Below are 21,886 nucleotides of genomic sequence, written 5' to 3'. Positions count from 1 at the left end.
ATCGTGCGGTCGTGGTGGGGCAGGACCGGGCCGAGCTCTTGGCCGGACTCGACGCCCTCGCCCGCGACGAAACCACCGACCACCTCGTCACGGGCACCCCCGCACGCGGCCGCACCGCGTTCCTCTTCTCCGGACAGGGCGCCCAGCGACCCGGCATGGGGGCCGAACTCCACCGCACCTACCCCGTCTTCGCGGAGGCGTTCGACGCGGTCTGTGCGCAGTTCGACCGTCACCTCGAACTCCCGCTGCGCGACGTGGTGTTCGCCGAGCCGGGCTCGTCGCAGGCCGCGCTGCTGAACCGCACCGCCTACGCTCAACCCGCGATCTTCGCCCTGCAGACCGCCCTCTACGCCCTGGTCCGCTCCATGGGCCCGGCTCCCGACCACCTGATCGGGCACTCCGTGGGCGGTATCTCCGCCGCCCACGCCGCAGGTGTCATGGACCTGACCGACGCGTGCACCCTGGTCGCCGCCAGGGCCCGGCTGATGGAGGCCGCCCCCGACGACGGCGCGATGATCGCCGTCGAGGCCGACGAGGCGGAGATGCTCTCCTGCGCCGGGGAGTTCGACGAGAGCGTCTCCGTCGCCGCCGTCAACGGTCCCCGGGCCGTGGTCATCTCCGGCGATGACGCGACCGTGACGAAGATGGCCTCCTACTGGGAGGCGCGCGGGCGGCGGACCACCCGGCTGCGGGTCAGCCACGCCTTCCACTCGTCGATGATGGACGGCGTCCTGGAGGAGTTCCGGGCCGTGGCCCGCACACTGACGTTCCACCCGCCGCAGGTGCCCGTCGTCTCCGACCTCACGGGTCGGCCCGCCACCGGCGACGACCTCCGCACACCGGACTACTGGGTGCGGCACCTGCGCTCCACCGTGCGCTTCCTGGACGGGACCCGGTCGCTGCTCGACGACGGCGTCGTCACCTTCCTGGAGATCGGCCCCGACGCCACGCTCACCGCGTTCGTCGAGGAGACCGCGGCCGACTGCGTCACGCCCGCGCCCGTCCTGGCCCATGCGCTCCACCGCGAACGCCCGGAGGCACGTACCCTCGCCACGGCGCTCGCCACCCTCCACGTCGCCAACATCGCGGTGGAGCGCCCGCACATCGGCCACGACACCGGCACCGGTGTGGTGGACCTGCCCACCTACGCGTTCCAGGGGCGGCGCCACTGGCTGGAGGGCCCGGACCTCGTCCGCCGGCCGCGAGGCGGGGACGCCCCGGCGGGAGCGCACCCCCTGCTCGGCGGACGCATCGAGCTGGCGACCGACCGGGAGAGCTGGTTCGGCCGCGAACTCTCCGTGCGCGACCCCTGGTTCGTCGAGGGGCACCGCGCCGACGGCCGGGCCGTGCTGCCCGCGAGCGCGATGCTGGAATGGGCACTGGCCGCCGTCCGTCCCGCACAGGGGACCGAAGGCGCCTGGACGCTGCGCGACGTCACCTTCGACGCCTTCCTGCCCTTCCCCGCGGACGGCACCCCGGTCGCGGTCCAGGCCGTCGCCGAAGGGACGTCCGGCACCCGCCGCGTGCGGTGTCTCAGCAGGCGGCCGGATGCCGGTCCGCACATCGCGGGCGGGTGGACCGAGCACGTGACGGCGGGCGTGGTGGGCCCCGGCGACAGGCCGCGCCCCGCTCCGGTCGCCACCCCGCATCCCGGCTCCGAGATGCGGGAGCTGCCCACCGGGCGGCTGTACGACGCGTACCGGGACGTCGGCCTGGACTACGGCCCCGCCTACCGGGCCATGCGGCGCGTGTGGCAGGACGGCGACCGTGCCGTGGCCCGCGTCGAGGTGCCCGAAGCGACCCGCGACGAGGGCGTCTGTCTGCTGCACCCCGTGGTGCTGGACGCCTGCTTCCAGATTCTCGTCGCCTTCGTCGACGACGGCGCCCTGCGCGTGCCGGTCGGGGTCGAACGCCTCGACGTCTGGGCCCCGCTGCCCACCGAGGTCTTCTGCCGGGCCCGGCGACGGGACACGCCCGGTACCGGCGACGTCCTGCTCGACCTGGAGGTCCTCGCGGCGGACGGCGGCGTCCTGGCGGGAGTGGAGGGCCTGCGCTTCCGTACGGTTCCGCGCGCCGAGCCGGAGGCCGGGCGGGTGGACGCCCCCCGGACCTGGGCCGTGGCCTGGGAGCCGGCGGCGCCCGCCGGCGCGGCGGACCGCGCGGCCGACCGGGGCACCTGGCTCGTCTGCGGCACCGGCCGCGAGGAGGTCGCCGCCTGGTGCGCCCAGCTCACGGCGCGCGGCATCACGACGGCGCCGGTGCACCTCGCGGACGGGCCGGACGGAGACCCGTCCGGCGACGCCCCGGACGTGTTCCGGGAACTGAGCGGGGAACGGCGGACCGTCGGCGGACTCGTCCTGCTCGCGGACCCCGAGGACCCGGCGGCCGAGCCGGAGGACCCGGTCGGCAGCGCCTACCGGCTGGCCCGGCGGAACACGGCCGTCCTCGGCGACTTCCTGCGGAGCTTCGCCGCGGTCGGGCCCGACATCGTCGTGCGCTCCGCGGGAGCGGCCTCTCCCGTCCCAGGCGGCACCGGGCCTGCCGTGGGCGCGTCCGTGCTGACAGGCCTGGTCCGTGCCGTGGTCGCCGAGTACCCGGAACTCACCTGCGTCCAGGTCGACGTGGATCCGTCCGCACCGGCGCCCGCGCCGGGCGAGATCCTCGACCGGGCGGCCGCCCTCGGCGGCTCCGGTCATCTCGCTGTGCGCGACGGGCGCTGGTACGAGGCCCGGCTTCGGGAGACCGCGACGGGCGCGGCCGGGGACCCGGCACCGGGCTCCGGCGCGCTGCCGGTCCGCCCCGGGGCGACGTATCTCGTCACCGGCGGTCTCGGCGGCATCGGTCTCGCCGTCGCCGGGCGGCTAGCCGACCAGGGGGCCGAGAACCTGTTGCTCGTCGGCCGTACCGTGCCGCAGGAGCCGCCCGCGGCGGTCGCGGCCCTGCGCGGGCGCGGTGTGCGGGTCGAGATGCTCGCCGCCGATGTCGCCGACGGGGCCGCCGTCGACCGGGTCCTGGCCCACGCCAGGGAGACGCTCCCGCCGCTGCACGGTGTGGTCCATGCCGCGGGCGTCAGCGACGACGCGGTCGTCGAGCGCGCCGACTGGGACGGTGTGCGCCGGGCGCTCGACGCCAAGGCGAAGGGCGCCTGGCACCTGCACCAGGGGACCCGGGGGCTCGACCTCGGCTTCTTCGTGCTCTGCTCCGCCCTCGGCGCGCTGACCGGGCTGACCGGCCAACCCGGCTATCTGATGGCCAACACCTTCCTCGACGCCCTGGCCGTCCACCGCCGGCGCTGCGGCCTGCCGGCCCTCAGCGTCGCCTGGGGCGCCTGGTCCGGCACCGGCATGGCGGCCGACCGCGGGCTGCTCGGGCAGTTCGCCGCCCTGGGCTTCCACGGGATGACCTCCGACGCGGCGCTGGACGCGCTCGACCGGGCGCCGCGGGACTGCCTCGGGCACCTCGCGCTCGGTGCCGTCGACTGGGCCCGCTTCGCGGCCGCGGCCGGCCGCACCCGTCCCGACACACTGATCGCGGCGCTGGTTCCGGACACCGCTCCCGCCGACGACGCCGGGAGCGGCGGCGCCGCTGAGGACTTGGTCCGGCTGGCCGTCGAGCGGCCCGACGAGGCGCCGCAGGCCGTGCTCGGCAGCCTGCTGGACGTGGTCGCCTCGGTACTCGGTCTCTCCGTGACCGAACGGGAGGCGATGCGCCCCTCCTTCGGGCACCGGCGCCTCAACGAACTCGGTTTCGACTCGCTGACCACGATCCGGCTCCGCAACCGCCTGCGGTCCGACTTCCTCGCGGACGTCCCCGCCGACTTCCTCTTCGGCGGCGGCACCGCCCGCGAGATCGCCGGCCTGATCCTGCACCAGCTCGCCGCGATGAGCGTGCTCGCCGCCGACGACGAGGGGCAGGACGACGCCGATACCGAGGTGCTGACGCTGTGACCGCACCCGCGCGTTCCCGACGGCCGGAACCCGGCCCCCACGACACGTCAACCGGCGGACAAGGAGACCCCGCTGTGACTTCGGACAGTTCGGCCGCGGTTCCCGCACTGCTCGACGACCTCGCCAGGGCGGGCATCAGACTGCGGCTCGCCGCAGGGGAGAGGGTCGATGTGATCGCCCCCCGGGGAGCGCTCACCGTGGACCTGCGCGACCGCCTCGGCCGCCACAAGCCGGACCTCGTCGCCTGGCTCGCCGGGCGCGACCACCGCGAACCGGCGCACGAGCTGCCGGTCGTCGAGGCGGACGAGGCGAACCTGTACGAGCCGTTCGCCCCGTCGGACCTCCAGATGTCCTTCATCATGGGCAGCCGGGAGGGCTTCGAGTACTACGTACGCCCCCACCAGTACATGGAGTACGACCTCGCCGACCCCGACCCGGGCCGGCTGGAGAAGGCGCTCAACGAGGAACTCGACCACCAGCGGCGGAACATCGTCGTCGTCCGCGACGACCTGCGCCTCCAGACGGTCCGCGACCCGGCGCCTGCCCGCATCGAGGTGTACGACATGCGCGGGCGAAGCGCCGACGATGTGGCCATCCACATCGACCGGGTCCGTGCCGAGATGAAGCGCCGCGAACCGGTGCACGACCGGTGGCCGTGGGTGGACATGCGGCTCAGCCTGCTTCCGGACGGCGGAGCGAAGCTCCACTACAACAACAACAACCTCTTCAGCGACGCGCCCGCCACCCTGCGCTTCGTCGACACTGTGCTGCACCGCTACCACAACCCCGGGTTCGACCCGCCCGAACTGGAGATCAGTTACCGCGACTGTGTGCTGGCGCTCGCCGAGCTGGAGGAGTCCCCGCTGGGCCTGGCGTCCCGGAAATACTGGACCGACCGCATAGCCGGCTGGCCCGGCGCGCCCGAGATCCCGCTCGCGAACGGTGCCGACCCCCGGCGGCGTTCGCGGCTGGAGCGACGAGAGCTCCTCTTCCCGCCCGAGGTCTGGTCCTCGCTCCGGGAGAAGGCCGCCGCCCGGGGCCTGACCACGACCAACGTCCTGTGCGCGGTGCACGCCGAGGTGCTCTCCTACTGGAGCGGGTCCCGGCACTTCCTGCTCAACAACATGATCACCCACCGGCTCCCGCTGCACCCGCGGATGGGCGAGGTGTTCGGCAACTTCGCCTCGCTCTACCCGCTGGAGGTCGACTGGCGGCACGACGAGACCTTCGAGGACCGTGCCCAGCGGCTCCAGCGGCAGGTCCTGCGGGACGTCGAGCACGTCCACTGGAGCGGTGTGAAGGTCCTCCAGGCGCTCAACCAGCACCGGCGCACCCCGGGCAAAGCGGTGTGCCCCTACGCCGTCGGCAGCGCGCTGTTCGTCGGCGGCGCCGAACGCCCCGTGGACAGTCTCCTGGAGACACCCCAGACGCTCATCGACTGCGAGTTCTGGGACCTGAAGGACGGCAGCCTCTGGGTGATCTGGGACGTCATCGAGGACATGTTCCCGCCGGGGCTGATCGACGCAATGCAAGAGGCGTACCGCACCATGGTGCTGCGTCTCGCCGACCGCGACGAGGCATGGGGCGAGCGGGCGTTCGCCCCGCTCCCGGAGTATCAGCGCGCCCGGAACGCCGCGCTCAACGCTCCCACGGTGGGACCGCCCCCGGGCCTGCTGCACGACGCGCTGGACCGCCGGGCGACGGTGCAGCCCTGGCGGCCCGCCGTGGTCGCCGGGGACCGCACGCTCGGCTACGGCGAACTCGCCGGGCACGCCCACGACATCGCCCGGCGGCTGCGCGCCGAGGGCGTGGCCACCGGTGACCTGGTCGCCGTGGCGGCACCGCGCGGACCGGAGCAGATCGCGGCGGTCCTGGGCGCGTTGACCGCCGGCGCCGTCTACGTGCCGGTCGACCCGAGCTGGCCTGCCGACCGGGTGCGCTATGTCCTGCGGGACACCGGCGCCACCGCCGTGCTCACCACGGCCGCCCGCCGGGACGGCATCGCCGCCCCGAACGGTGTCCCGGTGCTCGCGGTCGAGACCCACGATCCGGCACCGGCGCCGCCCGACCCGGCACCGCGGGCCGCCCGGGACCCGGGCGACCCGGCCTACGTCATCTACACCTCCGGCTCCACCGGGCACCCGAAGGGGGCGGTCCTCGACCACCGGGGCCCGCTCAACACCATCGTCGACATCAACAGCCGCTTCGGGATCACCCGCGACGACGTGCTGTTCGGCGTCTCGTCGCTCTGGTTCGACCTCTCGGTCTACGACGTCTTCGGGACGCTGGAGGCAGGTGCCACCCTGGTGCTCGCCGACCCCGGGCCGCCCGACCCCGCCGCCTGGACCCGGGCCGTGCGGGAGCACGGCGTCACCGTGTGGAACTCGGTGCCCGCCCTGATGCAGCTCTTCGTGGAGGAGGCCGAGGGGAGCGGGCTCACCTTCCCGTCGCTGCGCACCGTGCTGCTCAGCGGCGACTGGATCCCCGTCGGCCTGCCCGACCGGATCCGGGCCGTGGCGCCCGGCGCGCGGGTCGTCAGCCTCGGCGGGGCGACCGAGGCGTCCATCTGGTCGATCTGTCACCCGGTGGAGACGACCGACCCGGCCTGGACGAGCATCCCCTACGGCCGACCGCTCGCCAACCAGAGCTGGTACATCCTGGACGACCTCGGGCGGGAGACCCCCGACTGGGTCGCGGGACAGCTCCACATCGGCGGCGTGGGTCTCGCGCTCGGCTACCTCGGGGACGAGGAGCGGACCGCGGCCGCCTTCGTGCGCCACCCCGGAACGGGGGAACGGCTGTACCGGACCGGGGACCTGGGACGCCGACTGCCCGGCGGGGACATCGAGTTCCTCGGCCGTACGGACTTCCAGGTCAAGATCCAGGGCTTCCGCGTGGAACCCGGCGAGATCGAGCACGCGCTGCTGGACCTGCCGGGCGTCGGCCAGGCCGCCGTCGTGGCCCGCCCGACCGACTCCGGCAAGCAGCTGGCGGCATACCTGACGGCGGAGGACGGAGGCCCCGAGCCGGAGCCGGCCCGGGTACGGGAGGCGCTGGCCGGGCGTCTTGCCGGCTACATGGTTCCGACCCATGTGACCGTGCTGGAACGCCTCCCTCTCACCTCCAACGGCAAGGTCGACCGCCGAGCGCTGGAGGCGATCGGTCCCACCGCCGCGGGCGGCGACGCCGCCGCCGTCCCGCCCGCCACGCCGACCGAACGGGCCCTGGCGGAGATCTGGGCAGCGGTCCTGGGCTGCGGACCGGTCGGCGCGCACGACGACTTCTTCGACCTCGGCGGCCAGTCGTTCACCGCCCTGCGGGTGATCGGCCGGATCGCCCGCACACTCGGGCATCGGGTCCCGCTGGGAACGCTGCTCGAACGCCGTACGGTGGCCGGGCTCGCGGACTGGCTGGAGAACCGGTCCGGAGGCTGGAGTCCTCTGGTGCGGCTGCGCAACGGCGCCGCCGACACGGTCCCCTGGTTCTTCGTCCACCCGGCGGGCGGCAACGTCCTCTGCTACCGGGCGCTCGCCGAAGCTCTCGACGCACCGTTCCTCGCGCTCCAGGCACCGGGACCGGCGGCCGGCCGGGAGCCGCTGGACAGTGTGCCGGCGCTCGCCGCCCTGTACGCCGACGCGATCACGGCCGAGCGGCCGCACGGGCCGTACCGGATCGGCGGCTGGTCGTCCGGCGCGGTGATCGCGGCCGAGGTGGTCCGGCTGCTGGAGGAGCGCGGCGAGCGGGTCGAACGGCTCGCCGTCGTCGACTCGCCCGCACCCGTCGCCGGTGCCGCAGAGTCGGTGGACGAGACCCGGATGCTGCTCTGGTTCGTCGAGGATCTGGACATCGGCTTCGACGCGCGGACGCCGGGCGCCGCCGCACTGCCCGGCCCCGCCGGGCCGCCGGTCGCCGAACGGCTCGCCACCGCCCTCGACGCCCTGCCCGCGCACGGGCTGACCGCGCCCGGCACCGACCGGGGCGAACTGGCCGACACCTTCGCGGTGTTCCGGGGTGTCGTGGAGGCGTGCACCCGGTACACCGCGTCCCCGGTCTCCGCCGACGTCACCGTGATCCGTGCCACCGACGGCGAGGTCAGCGAGTTCACGGGCCACCCCCACGCGAACGACCCCGACTGGGGCTGGGCCGCACTGACGACCGGTGCCGTCGACGTCCACCGGGTGCCCGGCACCCACCACACCCTGCTCTCCGGCGCGTCGGCCGGCACCGTCGCCGCCGCGCTGGAAGACCCGCCGGGCGGCGAAGGCCCGGTGACCGCGGCCGCGGGAGACGGAGGAGATCCACGGTGATTCAGGACCTGCTCGGCGAGTTGCGCCGCAACGGCATCAGGCTGCGCCTGACCGACGGCAAACTGGACGTGCTGGCCCCGGCCGGCGCCCTCACCCCCGAACTGCGCGACCGGCTGCGCGCCCACCGCGACGAACTCGTCGCCGTCCTCCGGGACATGTCCGGGCCACCCGCGGCGCCCGATCTGGTACCGCGGCCCCAGGACCGCCACGAGCCCTTCCCGCTGACGGACATCCAGCACGCCTACTGGGTCGGTCGCGGCTCCGCCGTCGAACTCGGCGGCGTCTCCACCCACATCTACTTCGAACTCGAACGCACCGGCCTCGACACCGACCGGCTGGAACGGAGCCTGCGGGCGGTCATCGCCCGGCACGACATGCTCCGGGCCGTCATCGCCCCGGACGGCACCCAGCGCGTCCTCGAAGATGTACCGGCCTACCGGCTGCCCGTCGCCGACCTCAGCGGGCTCGCGCCTGAGAAGCAGGAGCAGGAGATCCTGCGGACCCGGGAGGAGATGGACCACCAGGTCCTTCCCGCGGACCGCTGGCCGCTCTTCGACATCCGCGCCTCCCGGCTCGACTCGGGCAGGCTGCGGCTCCATGTCAGCCTGGACACACTGATCCTCGACGGATACAGCATGTACCTCCTGTTCCGGGACTGGCGCCGCTTCTACGAGGACCCCGCGTGGACGCCCGAGCCGCTGGACCTCACCTACCGTGATCACGTGCTGGCGGAGGTTGCGGCCCGCGACTCGGAGCGCTACCGGGCCGCCGAAGCGTACTGGACCGACCGGCTCGACAGCCTGCCCTCGGCGCCCGCGCTGCCCCTCGCCGTCCAGCCCGCCACCATCGAACGCCCCCGGTTCTCCCACCGCGGCGGACGGCTGTCGCCGCAGCAGTGGACCGTGCTGAAGGAACGCGCCCGCGAGATCGGCGTGACCCCGTCCGCGGTGCTGATGACCGCGTACGCCGACGTGCTGCGCACCTGGTCGGGCAAGCGGGACCTCACCCTCGACCTGACCCTCTTCAACCGCCCTCAGACCCATCCCCGCATGGGCGAACTGATCGGCGACTTCACCTCCGTGTCGCTGCTCGCGGTCACCGCGCGGTCCGGCGAGTCCTTCACCGACCGGGTGCGCCGCGTTCAGCAGCAGCTCATGCGCGACCTGGAGCACCCGGAGTTCAGTGGGGTGCGGGTGCTGCGCGAGCGCACCCGCCGCGGCGGCGGCGGGCCCGGCGCCTCGATGCCGGTCGTCTTCACCAGCGCGCTCGTGCTCGGCAGCGGGGGCGAGGACCCCTCGGAGGGGATCCGCTTCTTCGGAGACGAGGTGTACGGCATCACCCAGACCCCACAGGTCTGGCTCGACCACCAGGTGACGGAGGAGCGCGGTGCGCTGCTCTGGAACTGGGACGCGGTCGAGGAGCTGTTCCCCGAGGGCCTGCTGGACGACATGTTCGCCGCCTACGGTGCGGCGCTGGACGACCTGGCCGGCCACCGGGACGCCTGGACGCGCAGCGGGGAGGCCGCACCCCTGCCCGCGTGGCAGCACACCGAGCGGGCCGCCGCCAACGACACCGCCGAACCGATCCCCGCGCGCACCCTCGGCGACCTCGTCGTCTCGCGTGCCCGCACCTGCCCCGACGCCGTCGCGGTGATCGACGCAAGTGGCTCCCACACCTACGCCGATGTGCTCGCCCGCGCCTCCCGGCTCGCCCGGCGGCTCGTCGGCCTCGGAGCTCGCCGCGACACCCTTACCGCCGTCGTCATGGAGCGCGGCGTGGACCAGGTCGTGGCCGTGCTCGCCGTCGCCCTCTCGGGCAGCGCCTACCTGCCGATCAGCCCCGACTGGCCGGACGCCCGCCGCCTGCGGCTCGTCGAGCGGGGCGAGGCCCGCGTCGTCGTCACCGACCGCGCTTTGGGCGAGGGGTTCGACTGGCCCGCCGGCGTCACCGTCATCACCCCGGACGACCCCGAGGTGCGCGCGGCCGACCCGACGCCGCCCGAGACCGGGGTGCGGCCCGAGGACCTCGCCTACACCATCTTCACTTCCGGCTCCACCGGCGAGCCCAAGGGCGTGATGATCGACCACGGTGCCGCCGCCAACACCGTGCAGGACATCAACCGGCGCTTCGCCGTCGGCCCGGACGACCGGGTGCTCGCCCTCTCCGCCCTCAGCTTCGACCTCTCCGTGTACGACGTGTTCGGCACCCTCGCCGCAGGCGCCGCCGTGGTGATCCCCGGTCCCGACCGCGCGCACGACCCCCTGCACTGGGACGCGCTGGTGCGCCGTCACCGTGTGACCGTCTGGAATTCTGTGCCGGCCCTGATGCAGGCGGCGACCGAGGCGTGCGCGGCCGCTCCTGACGCTTCCGAGGGCCCCTCCTCGCTGCGGCTGGTGCTCCTCAGCGGCGACTGGATACCGGTCGCCCTGCCGGACGCCGTCCGCGCCCGGCACACCGGCGCGCAGGTGATCAGCCTCGGGGGCGCCACCGAGGCGTCGATCTGGTCGGTGCACCACCCGATCGGCGATGTCCCCCCGGAGTGGACCCGCATCCCGTACGGCAAGCCGCTGGCCAACCAGAGCCTGTACGTGTACGACGCGGACCTCGCGCCCTGCCCGGTGTGGACGACGGGGGAGATCTGGATCGGCGGCACTGGAGTCGCCCGCGGTTACTGGGCCGCGCCCGAACTGACCGCGGAACGCTTCGTCGTCCACCCGGAGACAGGCGAGCGCCTCTACCGCACGGGCGACCTCGGGCGGTATCTGCCCGGCGGCGACATCGACTTCCTCGGGCGCGCCGACTTCCAGGTGAAGCTCAACGGCTACCGCATCGAACTCGGCGAGATCGAGGCGGCGCTGCGCTCGGCACCCCACGTCGCGGAGGCGCTCGCCGGGGTCGAACGCAATCCGTCCACCGGGCGGCGCCAGCTCGTGGCCCACCTGGTGGCCGCCGGCGGTACGCCCGCGGACCCCGCGGAGGCCGCCGCGGACGTCCGCGCCGCCGTCGAGAAGCTGCTCCCGGACTACATGGTCCCCCACCACCTCCTCTTCATCGACGAGGTGCCGCTGAGTGCCAACGGCAAGGTGGACCGCGGCGCGCTGCCCGTCCCCTGGGCCTCGCTGCCGCCCGAGGAGCAGACCGCGCCCCGCGACGAGCTGGAGGAGCGGCTGATGCGGATGTGGACGGAGGTCCTGGAACGGGAGGACTTCGGAGTCGGCGACAACTTCTTCGAACTCGGGGGCGATTCGCTCCACGCCGTTCTGATCCTGACCAGGATCCGCGAGGAGCTCGGCCTCCTGGAGGACACCGAGGACGACCTGGGACTGCTCTTCGAGTGTCCGACCGTCGCCGAGCTCGCCGGTCGGCTCGCCGCCGGGCGATGACGCCGTGCCGGACGCCGGAACACGAGGAAGGACGTATGCCGTGGACACCGTCGAGGGCCATTGGGACGACGTGGTCGTCGGCGCCGGCTCGGCCGGCGCCGCCCTCGCGGGCAGGCTGTCCGAGGACCCCGCCCGCCGGGTGCTCCTCCTGGAGGCCGGACCCGGCACCAGGGTCGCAGGCTCCCCCGACAACCCGGTGCTGTCGGGCGCCAACTGGGACCACTCGGCCCATGTGAGCGAGGCGGGCGGGGACGGACGCCGCTACCCGTACGCCGTCGGGCGGACCGTCGGCGGCTCCTCCGCCGTCAACGGCGCCCTCGCACTGCGCGGTCTGGCCTCGGACTTCGAAGCGTGGGCGGCCGCCGGGAACACCGCCTGGGCGTGGGAGGAGGTGCTGCCCCACTTCGTACGGCTGGAGTCCGACGCGGACTTCAAGGGGGACGGGCACGGCACCGACGGTCCCGTGCCGGTCCGCCGGCTCGGCGAGGACGCCCTCGGACCGCTGTCCCGGGCCTTCCTCGCCGCCTGCGGCGACCTGGGGGTGCCGACGGTCGCCGACCTGAACGCCCCCGGCTGCACCGCCGGAGCGGGTCCCATACCCCGCAACGAGCGGGACGGCCGCAGGGTGTCGACCGCCGATGCCTACCTTGAGCCCGCCCGTGTCCGGTCCTCGCTCACCGTGGCCGCCGACTGCCACGTCACCCGCGTCCTGTTCGCCGGGGACACCGCCGTCGGCGTGGAGGCCGTACGGGGCGGGCGCACCCTGCGTGTCGACGCGGACCGCGTCACGCTCAGTGCCGGGGCGATCGGCACACCGGCCCTGCTGCTGCGCTCGGGTGTGGGGCCCGCCGACGACCTGCGCGGGCTGGGCATCCGTCCGGTGGCGGATCTGCCAGGGGTGGGCGCCAACCTGTCGGAGCACCCGCTCGTCGCCCTGTGGGCCCTGCCCGCGGACGGAGCGGTCCGCCCGGGGGAGGCCATGCACCAGGTCCTGGCCCGGGTCGCCGGGCCGGACGGTGTGCCGGAGCTCAACCTCACCCTGGTCAACACCGTCAACGGGCTGGAGGTGCCCGGGATGGCCGGGGTGCTGCGTGGACGCACCGCGTTCTCCCTGCACGCCTCCCTGCTGTCGCCGCGCTCGCGCGGCCGGGTCGCCCTGGACCCCGCCGCACCGGACGGAGCGCCGGTGATCGAGCTGCGGCTCGCCCACGACCCGTGGGACGTGGACCGTCTGATGCACGGCGTCCGGATGCTGTGGGACGCCGTCACCGGCGGGCACCTCGCGCCGCTGACGGAACGGCTCTTCCTGTGGACCGAGCGGACGGTCCGCGACGACGACCTGCTGCGCCGCGCGGTCGGCCGGTTCGTCTGCCCGTCCTGGCACCCGGCCGGGACGGCCGCGATGGGGCCCGCTTCCCGGCGGGAGGCCGTCGTCGACGAGAGGTTCCGGGTGCACGGGCTGCGCGGCCTGCGTGTGGTGGACGCCTCCGCGATGCCGTCGGTCCCCGCCGCGCCGGTCAACCTCACGGCCATCATGCTCGGTGAGAGGGCGGCGTCGTGGAGCCGTTAGGGCCTGTGTGGAGTTGCCCGCCTGCGTCGCGGCGTCTGGCACGGCACTCCCCCAAGCTCTTCGAGCAGGGGGGACCCCCAGCCGCGTTGTCGGGATCGCCCGCGTACATCCAGTACGCGGACGACCCTCCGCCTTGCGATGTTCCCCCACTGCCTGAAGGGCGTGGGAGGTGCCCCCAGCCCCAGACGCCGCGACGCCCGCCCTCCGGGCGAACGACGGGCAACTCCACACAGGCCCTAGCGCCCGACCGCGCACGCGTGCCCGGCGACGGCCGCCGGGGCGAGTGGTGCGTGCGGTGGGCGCCCACCCAGGACGCGCCCGTCAGGCTCTTCTGCCTGCCGCACACCGGCGGCGGCGCCGCGCTCTACCGCCGGTGGGCCGAGCGCCTGGCCCCCTGGGCCGACGTGGTGTCCATCCGGCTGCCCGGTCGCGAGAAACGTTTCTCCGAGCCGCCCCACCGGTGCCTGGACGAGCTCACCGACGCCCTCGCCGACGCGGTCGTGCCGCTGCTGGACCGCCCTTACGCCTGGTTCGGCCACAGCATGGGCGCGCTGATCGCCTATGAGATGTGCCGGCGCCTGCGCGAGCGCGGAGCGCGCCCCTGCGACCTGCTCGTCGCCTCCGGACGGCGCGCGCCGCACCTGCCCTCCCGCCGGCCGGACGTGCACGACGCCCCGCGGGACGAACTGGTCGCGCATCTGCGGGAGCTGAACGGGACCCCGCCCGAGGTGCTGGACAGCGCGGCGGCGCTCACGGCACTGCTGCCCATGGTGCGCGCCGACTTCGCCGTCTCGGAGACCTATCGCTGGCGGCCCGGCCGCCCGCTCGACTGCCCGGTCGTCGTCCTCGGCGGCCGGGACGACCCACTGGCCGACCCCGCGGAACTCGCGGGCTGGCAGCGGCACTCCGCCGCCCGGACCGAGGTCCGGATGTTCGACGGCGGCCATTTCTTTCTTCACGAGGAAGCCCACGAGCAGGTCCTGGCGGCGATCGCCGCGGAACTGCCGGGGCCCAGCGGCGCGATCACCGGGAGGCAGCAGTGAAGACGACGGAACCCCGCCGGACCGCCGACACACCCTCGAGCCCCGGGGACCCCTTTCCGCTCACCGATCTCCAGGCGGCGTACCTGGTCGGGTCGAGCCCGCTCATGGACCTCGGCGGCTTCCGGCCCACCCTGTACACCGAGATGGACGTCGTCGGCTTCGACCCCGTGGCCGCGAGCCGCGCCGTCGATCTGCTGATCGCCCGGCACGAGCACCTGCGCACGGTCATGTCCGAGGAGGGGCAACGGGTCCTGCCGCCGGAGGAGGTGCGCCCCTTCCGGCTGCGCACCGCGGACCTCACCGCTCTGACGCCCGGCGAACGGGAGGCGGAGCTCCTGCGGACCAGGGAGCGCATGCGGGACGAGGGACCGGCCCCCACCGGCTGGCCGCTCTTCGAGATCACCGCCAACCGGATACGGCGTCATCGCACCCGGGTCCACTTCGCGATGAGCCTGCTGCTGCTCGACTCCGCGAGCACCCGCAGGCTGCAGGCCGAGTGGTGGACGCTCTACCGCGACCCGGGCGCCGAACTCCCGCCTCCGCCCGGAACGTTCCGCGAGATCGTGCTCGCCCGGACCGCCGAGGAGGACTCCCCCGCGCACCGGGAGCAGTGGCGGTACTGGGAGGAGCGTCTGGACACACTGCCCGGCGCCCCGCGGCTGCCGCTCGCCCGCCCGGAGAGCAGCATCCACTCGGCCCGTCTGACGCGCCGCTCCTGTGTCCTCGGTCCGCAGGAGTGGCAGCGCTTCCGCGCCAACTTCCGCGCCCATCGAGTCCTGCCGACGACCGGACTGCTGCACGTGTACGCGGAGGTCCTGGGCGCCTGGGCGGCGGAGCCCGCCTTCTGCGTGAACGTGCTGCACCAGAACTGGGTGGCCCGGCGGCCTGAGGCGGCGCACGTGGTGGGACAGTTCAGCGCCACCCTGCCGCTGGAGGTGGACCTGACGCGGTCGCCGGACTTCTTCACCCGCGCCGCGCTGCTCCAGAAGCGTCTGTGGGAGGACATGCGCCACTCCGACGTGAGCGCGATCCGCGTGACCCGGGAGCTGGCCGCCCGCCGGGGCTGGACCTCGCGGGCCGCCCTGCCGTACGTCTTCAACAGCATGCTCGGACCGGCGGAGCGGCAGGAGGGCGCGCGCGGCTTCTGCCGCACCGTCACCTCGGCCCTGAGAACCCCTCAGGTCCTCGTCGACCAGCAGATCAAGGACGCTCCAGGGGGCGGCGTCGAGTGCGTGTGGGACACCGTCGACGAAGCGTTCCCCGACGGACTGGTGGACGCCATGTTCGACGCGTATGCCCGCATGATCCGGCAGCTCGCCGCCCCGACGGGCGCCGACGCGCCGCCCGAGCCGCCCGGGGCGTCCCACCGCGAGCTGGTCGAGCGGCTCAACGCACCGGCGGCGGCCGGCCCCCCGCCCGGAAGGCTGGAGGACGGCTTCCTGCGGGCGGCCACCGCGCACCCGGGCCGTCCCGCGGTCATCACGGCCGGGCGCACTCTGTCGTACGGAGAGCTCGACGGGCTGTCCCGGTCCGTCGCCCAGTGGCTGACCGGCAACGGGATCGGGCCCGGAGACGTGGTGCCGGTGGTCATGGCCAAGGGGTGGGAGCAGGTCGCCGCCGTGCTGGGGGTGCTCCGCTCGGGTGCCGCGTACTGCCCGGTGGCCGTGGAGCTGCCGCCGGGCAGGATCGCCCGGCTGCTGGACGCCTGTTCGGCGCGGGCCGTGCTCGTCCAGTCCCACCGCACCCCCGGCCCCGACGCCGTCGGCGGACGTCCGGCCCTGCACGTCGACCAGGTGTCCGCCGCCGGGCCGCCGCTCCCGGGGCGCACCGGCGACGGCGGCGACCTCGCCTACGTGATCCACACCTCCGGCTCGACCGGTGACCCCAAGGGCGTCATGATCGGCCACGGTGCCGCCCTGAACACCGTCGCCGACATCAATCGCCGGCTGCGCCTGGTCGCCGGTGACCGCGTCTTCGGTATCTCGTCGCTCAGTTTCGACCTGTCGGTGTGGGATGTCTTCGGCACGCTGGCGGCCGGTGCCGCGCTGGTGGTCCCGGAGGCGACCGACCACCCGGATCCGGAGGGCTGGGCCGAGGCGGCGTCGGCGCACGGTGTGACGGTGTGGAACTCCGTTCCGGCGCTGGCCGAGATGCTGGTCGAGGTCCTGGCGCAGCCCGGAGCCGTCGCGCTGCCGCCGCTGCGCGCCTTCCTGCTCAGCGGTGACTGGGTACCCGTCACACTGCCCGACCGGATGCGTGCCCTGTGGGAGGGGGTGCGCGTGCTCGCGCTCGGCGGGGCGACCGAGGCGTCGATCTGGTCGAACTGGTTCGAGGTGGACCGGGTCGACCCGTCCTGGCGCAGCATCCCGTACGGCAGGCCGCTGGACGGCCAGACGATGCGGGTGCTCGACCACGGCATGGCGGTCAGACCGCCGTGGGCCGTCGGGCGCATCCACATCGGCGGCCTGGGACTCGCCCAGGGGTACGCGGGGGACCCGGAACGCACTGCCGAACGCTTTGTGCGCTGCCCGCACACCGGCGAACGGCTCTACTGGACCGGCGATCTCGGCCGCTACTGGCCCGACGGCACGATCGAGTTCCTCGGCCGTGAGGACCGCCAGGTCCAGATCCAGGGCTTCCGGGTCGAGCCGGGGGAGGTGGAGGCCGCCGTGCGCAGCCACCCCGGCGTCGTCGAGTGCGTGGTCGCCGCGACCCGGGCGCCGGGCGGAAAGCTGCGTCTGGTGTCGCTGGTGGTTCCCGAGGAGGGCTCCGGAGTCGACGAGGCACAGATCCTCGCGCATCTGCGGGAGAGGCTGCCGGCGTACATGGTGCCCGGCCGGGTCGGCGTCGTGGAGCGGCTGCCGCTGACGGCCAACGGCAAGGTGGACACGGGCGGGATCGCGGCGCTGCTGACGGGACCCGCGTCCGGCGGCGCGGACGCCCTGCCGCCGGACGACAAGGTGATGCGCCGGCTGGGCGAGCTGTGGGAGGAACTGCTCGGCGTCGCCGACGTCGGCCCGGACAGCGACTTCTTCGCTCTCGGCGGCAACTCCCTGCTCGCCCTGCGGCTCGTCAACCGGGTGCGCACGGAGCTGGGCACGGCCGTCCCGTTCGGCCGGATCTTCGAGTCGCCCACGCTGCGCGCCTTCGCGGCGGCCGTGCACGACGGAACAGCGTCCGCGGCGTGCGCGGTGACCCTTTCCGACGGCGAGGAGACGGGCGGCGGACAGCCGCTGATCCTCTTCCACCCGGTGGGCGGCTCGGTGGCCGGCTATCTGGACCTGGCGCGTTCCTGGCCCGGTCCGGTGCACGCCTTCCAGAGCCGGATGCTCGTCCAGGGCGCCGGACCGTCCGGTGACCCGGACCTGGAGACGATGGCCGCCTCCTACCTCCGCGAGCTGAGGGAGCTGGTGCCTACGGGGCCGTACCTGCTCGGCGGCTGGTCGATGGGCGGTGTGCTGGCCTTCGAGGTGGCGCGGCAGCTGACGGCCGAGGGCGAGCAATGCCGGGTGGTGATGATCGACAGCATGGCGACCGAGGAACGGCTGCCGGACACCGAGGCCGAACGCCTCGTCGAGTTCCTGGGGGACCTCGCGGGCGGGCGTCTGCCCGCCGCCGCGGCCGCCGCCGTGCACGAGGCGGCCGGTGACGATCTGCCGGCCGCCGCCCGGGCCGTGGCCGTCGCGCACGGCCTGCTCCCGCCGGAGGTCGACGATGCGCAGTTCGCGCGCCTGGCGGGCGCACACGCCCACAACCTGGCGGTGCTCGGCGCCTACCGCCCGGGTCCGTGCGACGTGCCCGTGCTGCTCTTCGTGGCGCGGCAGCGGCACGGGGACCTCCATGGACCGGGGGGCGGCTGGCGTGCGCTGTGCCCGCGGACCGAGGTCGAGTTCCTGGAGGGTGACCACTACTCGATCGTGGCGGACGGAGGACTCCGGGCCGTCGGCGAGCGCGTCCGCCGCTGGCCGGCCGGTACGGGGGATTCCCGGCACGGTGTCACGGACGGGGGTTGACGCGGCTCGGCCGACGGCCCGGAGGGTCATGGGGCCGGCCTCAGTAACGGCCCAGCGTGCCCCGGCGCCTGGCCACGTGCTCCAGCCGGCCGAAGAGGACCACGCCGATGCCGACCAGCAGGAGCGGCTGCGCGATCACCCACCACAGACCCCAGCCGGTCTGGAGGTCCAGCAGTGAGCGACCGCCGATCAGGATGTCGCGTACGGCCTCGATGCCCGGGGCGATCGGCACCAGCAGACGGCTGAGGAAGGCGGTGACGCCCGGCATGTTGTCCAGCGGGACGAAGGTGCCGCCCGCGATGAACCAGATGGCCATCGTGAACTGGGTGACGATCTGGATGCGCTTGAACACCAGCGTCAGTCCGCACAGGATCAGCGCCAGGCCGCAGGTGCCGAGCACGATCGAGGCGAGCGGCACCAGGATCTGGACGTCGAAGGGTGTGTCCCCGCCGCGCGCCTCGATCGTCACGACACCGACGACGAGCACGGACAGCGCGCTGGGCAGGGCGGAGACCACCGCGGCGACCTGGCGGCCGAGGATCAGCGTCCAGGACGGCAGCGGAGTGAGATAGGTCTGCTCCAGCACGCCCGACTGCATGTCACCGAGATAGCTCCAGAACGCCCGGTTCACCTGCTCGTGGATGAAGGTCAGCGAGACCATGCCGAGGAGCCCCGGCAGCAGCAGCTCGTCCTTCATCTGGCCCTTGCCCATGAAGAGGACGAGGAGCAGGAAGAAGATCGGGAAGGTGATCATCTGGATCACCACCTCGCGCCATCCGGCCACGAAGTTCAGCAGACCCTTGTGCACCTCGTTGCGGAAGCCGTTGTAGTACGTGGCGGCTCCGGGCCGGCCGGCCACGGGGGCCGGGCCGACGCGGTCGGCGGTGGGATTGAGCGTCGTCATGACAGGTCCCCGCTCATGTCAGTACTGGCCGAGCCGACCGTCACGGACGGCACGGCGGTGGTTACGGGCGAAGATCCATCCTCCGAAGAGGACGAGCACGAACGTGTACGCGAGCAGCCACGGCAGCGTCCCGTCCGACCAGATGTCCCCGAGCGAGTCCCCGTCGAAGAGGACCTTCGTCGTCGCCTCGATCCCGAGCGTGGTCGGCAGGAAGCGCGCGACCACGGCCAGCCAGTCCGGGTACAGACCGAGCGGCATCATCGAGCCGTTGAGCAGGATGACGAGCGAGGTGAACAGCGAGTGCAGGGCGCCCACCATCGGTGAGTTGATGGCGATGGCGGCGAGCACGAAGGTGAACGCCAGGACGTTGACGACGACCAGCGCGTACGGCAGCAGCGCCGCGGCCTTCAGCGGGATCGTCACGCCGGTCACGAACATCGGGACCAGCGTGGCCACCACAGCGACCATGAGACCCATCAGCGAGGCCGTGAACAGACGCCCCATCATGAAGACCCACGGGGGAGCCGGCGACATGTGGCTCTGCGCGTACGTCCCGCCGCGCTTCTCCTCGACGAGATCCGCCACCATGACCAGGCTGCCGTAGTGGAGGAACCAGTAACCGCTGATGGCGACCAGGGTCTCCGGGATGAGGTCCCGGCGCAGCGAGCCCTGGCCCATGACGTACTGCATGCCGAGGTACAGCACGGTGCTGATGGTCAGCATGATGATGTGGCCGGCGGGGTGGGCGAGCTGGGACAGGAGGCCCTTGCGGATCTCGGCGCCGAGCACGCTCAGTCCGTTGCGCGGGGTGAGCCGCCAGGTGGCGGCGGGGCGCGCGGTGCGCTGTGCGGGGAGGGGGGCGATGCTAGTCATGGGCGGGCGCCTTGATCAGACCCATGAACACGTCCTCCAGGTCGGGGGCGACCTGCGCGAGCGACTGCACCACGGCGTGCTGCTCGCGGAGCCGGTCGACGAGTGTGTAGATCTCCTGCGGGTCGGCGACGCGTCCGGAGACGACGGTCGCCCCCTCGACGGTGCGCGCGGTGAAGCCGGCCGGCAGCGCCAGTTCCGGCAGTTCGCCCTCCACGCGGACCTCGTAGGCGTCGCGCTCCCGGAACTGCGCGAGCAACTGCTCCGTCGTCATGTCAGCGATGACGACGCCCTTGCGGATCACCGCGACCCGGTCGCACAGCTCCTCCACCACGTTCATCTGGTGGGTGGTGAGCAGGACCGTCTTGCCGCGTTCGCGTGAGAGCGTGCGGATCCACTCCATCACCGTGCGGGTCGCCTCCACGTCGAGGCCCAGCGTCGGCTCGTCGAGCAGCACGATCGGCGGATCGGCGATGAGCGCGGTGGCCACCGCGACCTTCTGTTGCATACCGCGGGAGTAGCCGCCGACCTTCTCGTCGCGGCGGTCCCACAGGTCGAGGCCCTTGAGCAACTCCTCGGCGCGCGCCTGCACATCGGCGCTCCGCATGCCCTTCAGCCGTCCGAAGTACTGGAGGTTCTGCCAGGCGGACAGCGTCCAGTAGACGTTCCGGGAACCCTCCAGGACCGCGCCGAACTGCTGCATCGCCGCGGAGCGCTGCTTGGTGACGTCATAGCCGTTGAGCAGGGTCCGGCCGGAGGTGGCGGACAGCAGTCCCGCCAGGATCTTGATCGTCGTGGTCTTCCCCGCGCCGTTGGGGCCCAGGAAGCCGAAGACCGTGCCCGCCGGGACGGACAGGGACACGTTGTCGACGGACGGCGTCTCGGACGAGCCGTACGTCTTGGTCAACCCGCTGATCTCGATCGCGGGGATTGCGGTGACGTCTTTCGGCCGGTCGGGCCCGGCCGGCGCCTGGGTCTGGGTACTCACATCCGCACCTTCATCGCGTAAACACAGCACCGAAACGAGAACGCTGTTAACTTTGCATGTGGCTGTACTCTACTGTCAAGCGTGTTCTCGTGGAATGCTGGGACACGGTCGTAAGCGAGGAGCTGGGCAGGCGGATGGCAACCAACTGGCGTGAGAAGCGGCGGGCGTCCGCCGTGGCCGAAATCAAGAACGTGGCCAAGGATCTGCTGGTCAAGGGTGGTCCGAGCGCCGTCTCGCTGCGCGCCATCTCACGCGAGATGGGCATGACACCCTCGGCGCTCTACCGCTACTACCCGAGCCTGGAGGCCCTGCTGGCCGATGTGCGCAGCGACCTCTTCCAGGAGCTCGGCAAGGCGACGACCCTGGCGCGCGACGGCGTGGCCGGCGACGATCCGCTGCCCCGTCTGATGGCGATGGCGCGAGCCTTCCGGGACTGGGGACTCGAACACCGCGCCGAATTCGGACTGATGCTGGGACCGCCGCCGCCGGGCGCCGAGCAGGGCGAATCGCCCGAGCCCGACTACGCCCCGGCGTGCGTGGGCGTGACCTTCCTCGGCGAGATCGCGGAGCTCGACCGGCGAGGCCAACTGCGCACCCCGCCGGTCGAGCTGATCGAGGACCGGCTGGCCCCGGGACTGCGGGACTACCTGGAGGGCGAGCAAGGGCTCGAACTCCCGGTCATCTTCGCCTTCCTGGCCGTCTGGGCACGGCTGTACGGCATCATCGCCATGGAGATCTTCGGTCACATGGACTGGGCGGTGACCGACAGCGGCGCCCTGTTCGAGACCGAGCTGATCAACTTCGCGCAGCAGCTCTCGGGCAGCGACTACGACGGCTCCTGAACCGGCGGGACCGGTCCAG

General features: G+C 73.3%; 10 protein-coding genes. 7 read left to right on the top strand and 3 right to left on the bottom strand.

The annotated features are described in order from the left end of the window. The 6 genes from ACWDEX_RS33220 to ACWDEX_RS33195 form a co-directional block, all read left to right on the top strand. The coding region (locus ACWDEX_RS33220; RefSeq protein WP_450468182.1) for an SDR family NAD(P)-dependent oxidoreductase at positions 1 to 3,947 on the top strand (3,947 nt) is incomplete at its 5' end. Positions 3,948 to 4,021: 74 nt separating this feature from the next. Then, positions 4,022 to 8,254, top strand: coding sequence for an amino acid adenylation domain-containing protein (locus ACWDEX_RS33215; protein WP_450468181.1), 4,233 nt, complete (start codon positions 4,022 to 4,024; stop codon positions 8,252 to 8,254). Then, a complete protein-coding gene (locus tag ACWDEX_RS33210) occupies positions 8,251 to 11,637 on the top strand; it encodes a non-ribosomal peptide synthetase (RefSeq protein ID WP_450468180.1) in 3,387 nt (1,128 codons plus the stop codon). Before ACWDEX_RS33215 ends, ACWDEX_RS33210 begins: the two co-directional genes overlap by 4 nt. A 40-nt stretch (positions 11,638 to 11,677) precedes the next feature. Further along, positions 11,678 to 13,207: a GMC family oxidoreductase gene (locus ACWDEX_RS33205; protein WP_450468179.1), complete on the top strand. Its 1,530-nt coding sequence runs from the start codon at positions 11,678 to 11,680 to the stop codon at positions 13,205 to 13,207. Positions 13,208 to 13,464: 257 nt separating this feature from the next. Further along, entirely contained in the window at positions 13,465 to 14,250 is a 786-nt protein-coding gene (locus ACWDEX_RS33200) for a thioesterase II family protein (RefSeq protein WP_450468178.1), read from the top strand. Further along, on the top strand, positions 14,247 to 18,263 hold the full coding sequence (locus tag ACWDEX_RS33195) for a non-ribosomal peptide synthetase (RefSeq protein WP_450468177.1): 4,017 nt from the start codon (positions 14,247 to 14,249) through the stop codon (positions 18,261 to 18,263). The genes ACWDEX_RS33200 and ACWDEX_RS33195 overlap by 4 nt, the downstream gene beginning before the upstream one ends. Positions 18,264 to 18,303: 40 nt before the next feature. Here ACWDEX_RS33195 and ACWDEX_RS33190 read toward each other — a convergent pair whose 3' ends face one another. From ACWDEX_RS33190 to ACWDEX_RS33180, 3 genes are read right to left on the bottom strand one after another with little or no spacing between them, the layout of a single operon-like run. Further along, a complete protein-coding gene (locus tag ACWDEX_RS33190) occupies positions 18,304 to 19,167 on the bottom strand; it encodes an ABC transporter permease (RefSeq protein ID WP_450468176.1) in 864 nt (287 codons plus the stop codon). 18 nt (positions 19,168 to 19,185) lie between these two features. Continuing rightward, positions 19,186 to 20,040 carry an ABC transporter permease gene (locus tag ACWDEX_RS33185; protein WP_450468175.1) on the bottom strand — a complete coding sequence of 285 codons (855 nt, stop codon included), beginning with the start codon at positions 20,038 to 20,040 and terminating at the stop codon, positions 19,186 to 19,188. Continuing rightward, entirely contained in the window at positions 20,033 to 21,025 is a 993-nt protein-coding gene (locus ACWDEX_RS33180) for an ATP-binding cassette domain-containing protein (RefSeq protein ID WP_450468174.1), read from the bottom strand. The genes ACWDEX_RS33185 and ACWDEX_RS33180 overlap by 8 nt, the downstream gene beginning before the upstream one ends. 134 nt (positions 21,026 to 21,159) lie before the next feature. Between ACWDEX_RS33180 and ACWDEX_RS33175 the strand changes: the two genes are divergently transcribed. Then, the gene (locus tag ACWDEX_RS33175) at positions 21,160 to 21,867 is read left to right on the top strand and encodes a TetR/AcrR family transcriptional regulator (protein ID WP_450468173.1); all 708 of its coding nucleotides are present in this window, start codon (positions 21,160 to 21,162) and stop codon (positions 21,865 to 21,867) included. Positions 21,868 to 21,886: the final 19 nt, after the last annotated feature.

It is taken from the genome of Streptomyces sp. NPDC001020 (assembly GCF_053599115.1).
The sequence above is the reverse complement of the archived record's forward strand: the minus strand, read 5'-3'. Positions and strand labels throughout refer to the sequence as shown.

Excerpts from the sequence above, each read along its gene's own strand:
- ACWDEX_RS33190 (WP_450468176.1), bottom strand. The coding sequence starts at position 19,167 with ATGACGACGCTCAATCCCACCGCCGACCGCGTCGGCCCGGCCCCCGTG.
- ACWDEX_RS33185 (WP_450468175.1), bottom strand. The coding sequence starts at position 20,040 with ATGACTAGCATCGCCCCCCTCCCCGCACAGCGCACCGCGCGCCCCGCC.
- ACWDEX_RS33175 (WP_450468173.1), top strand. The coding sequence starts at position 21,160 with ATGGCAACCAACTGGCGTGAGAAGCGGCGGGCGTCCGCCGTGGCCGAA.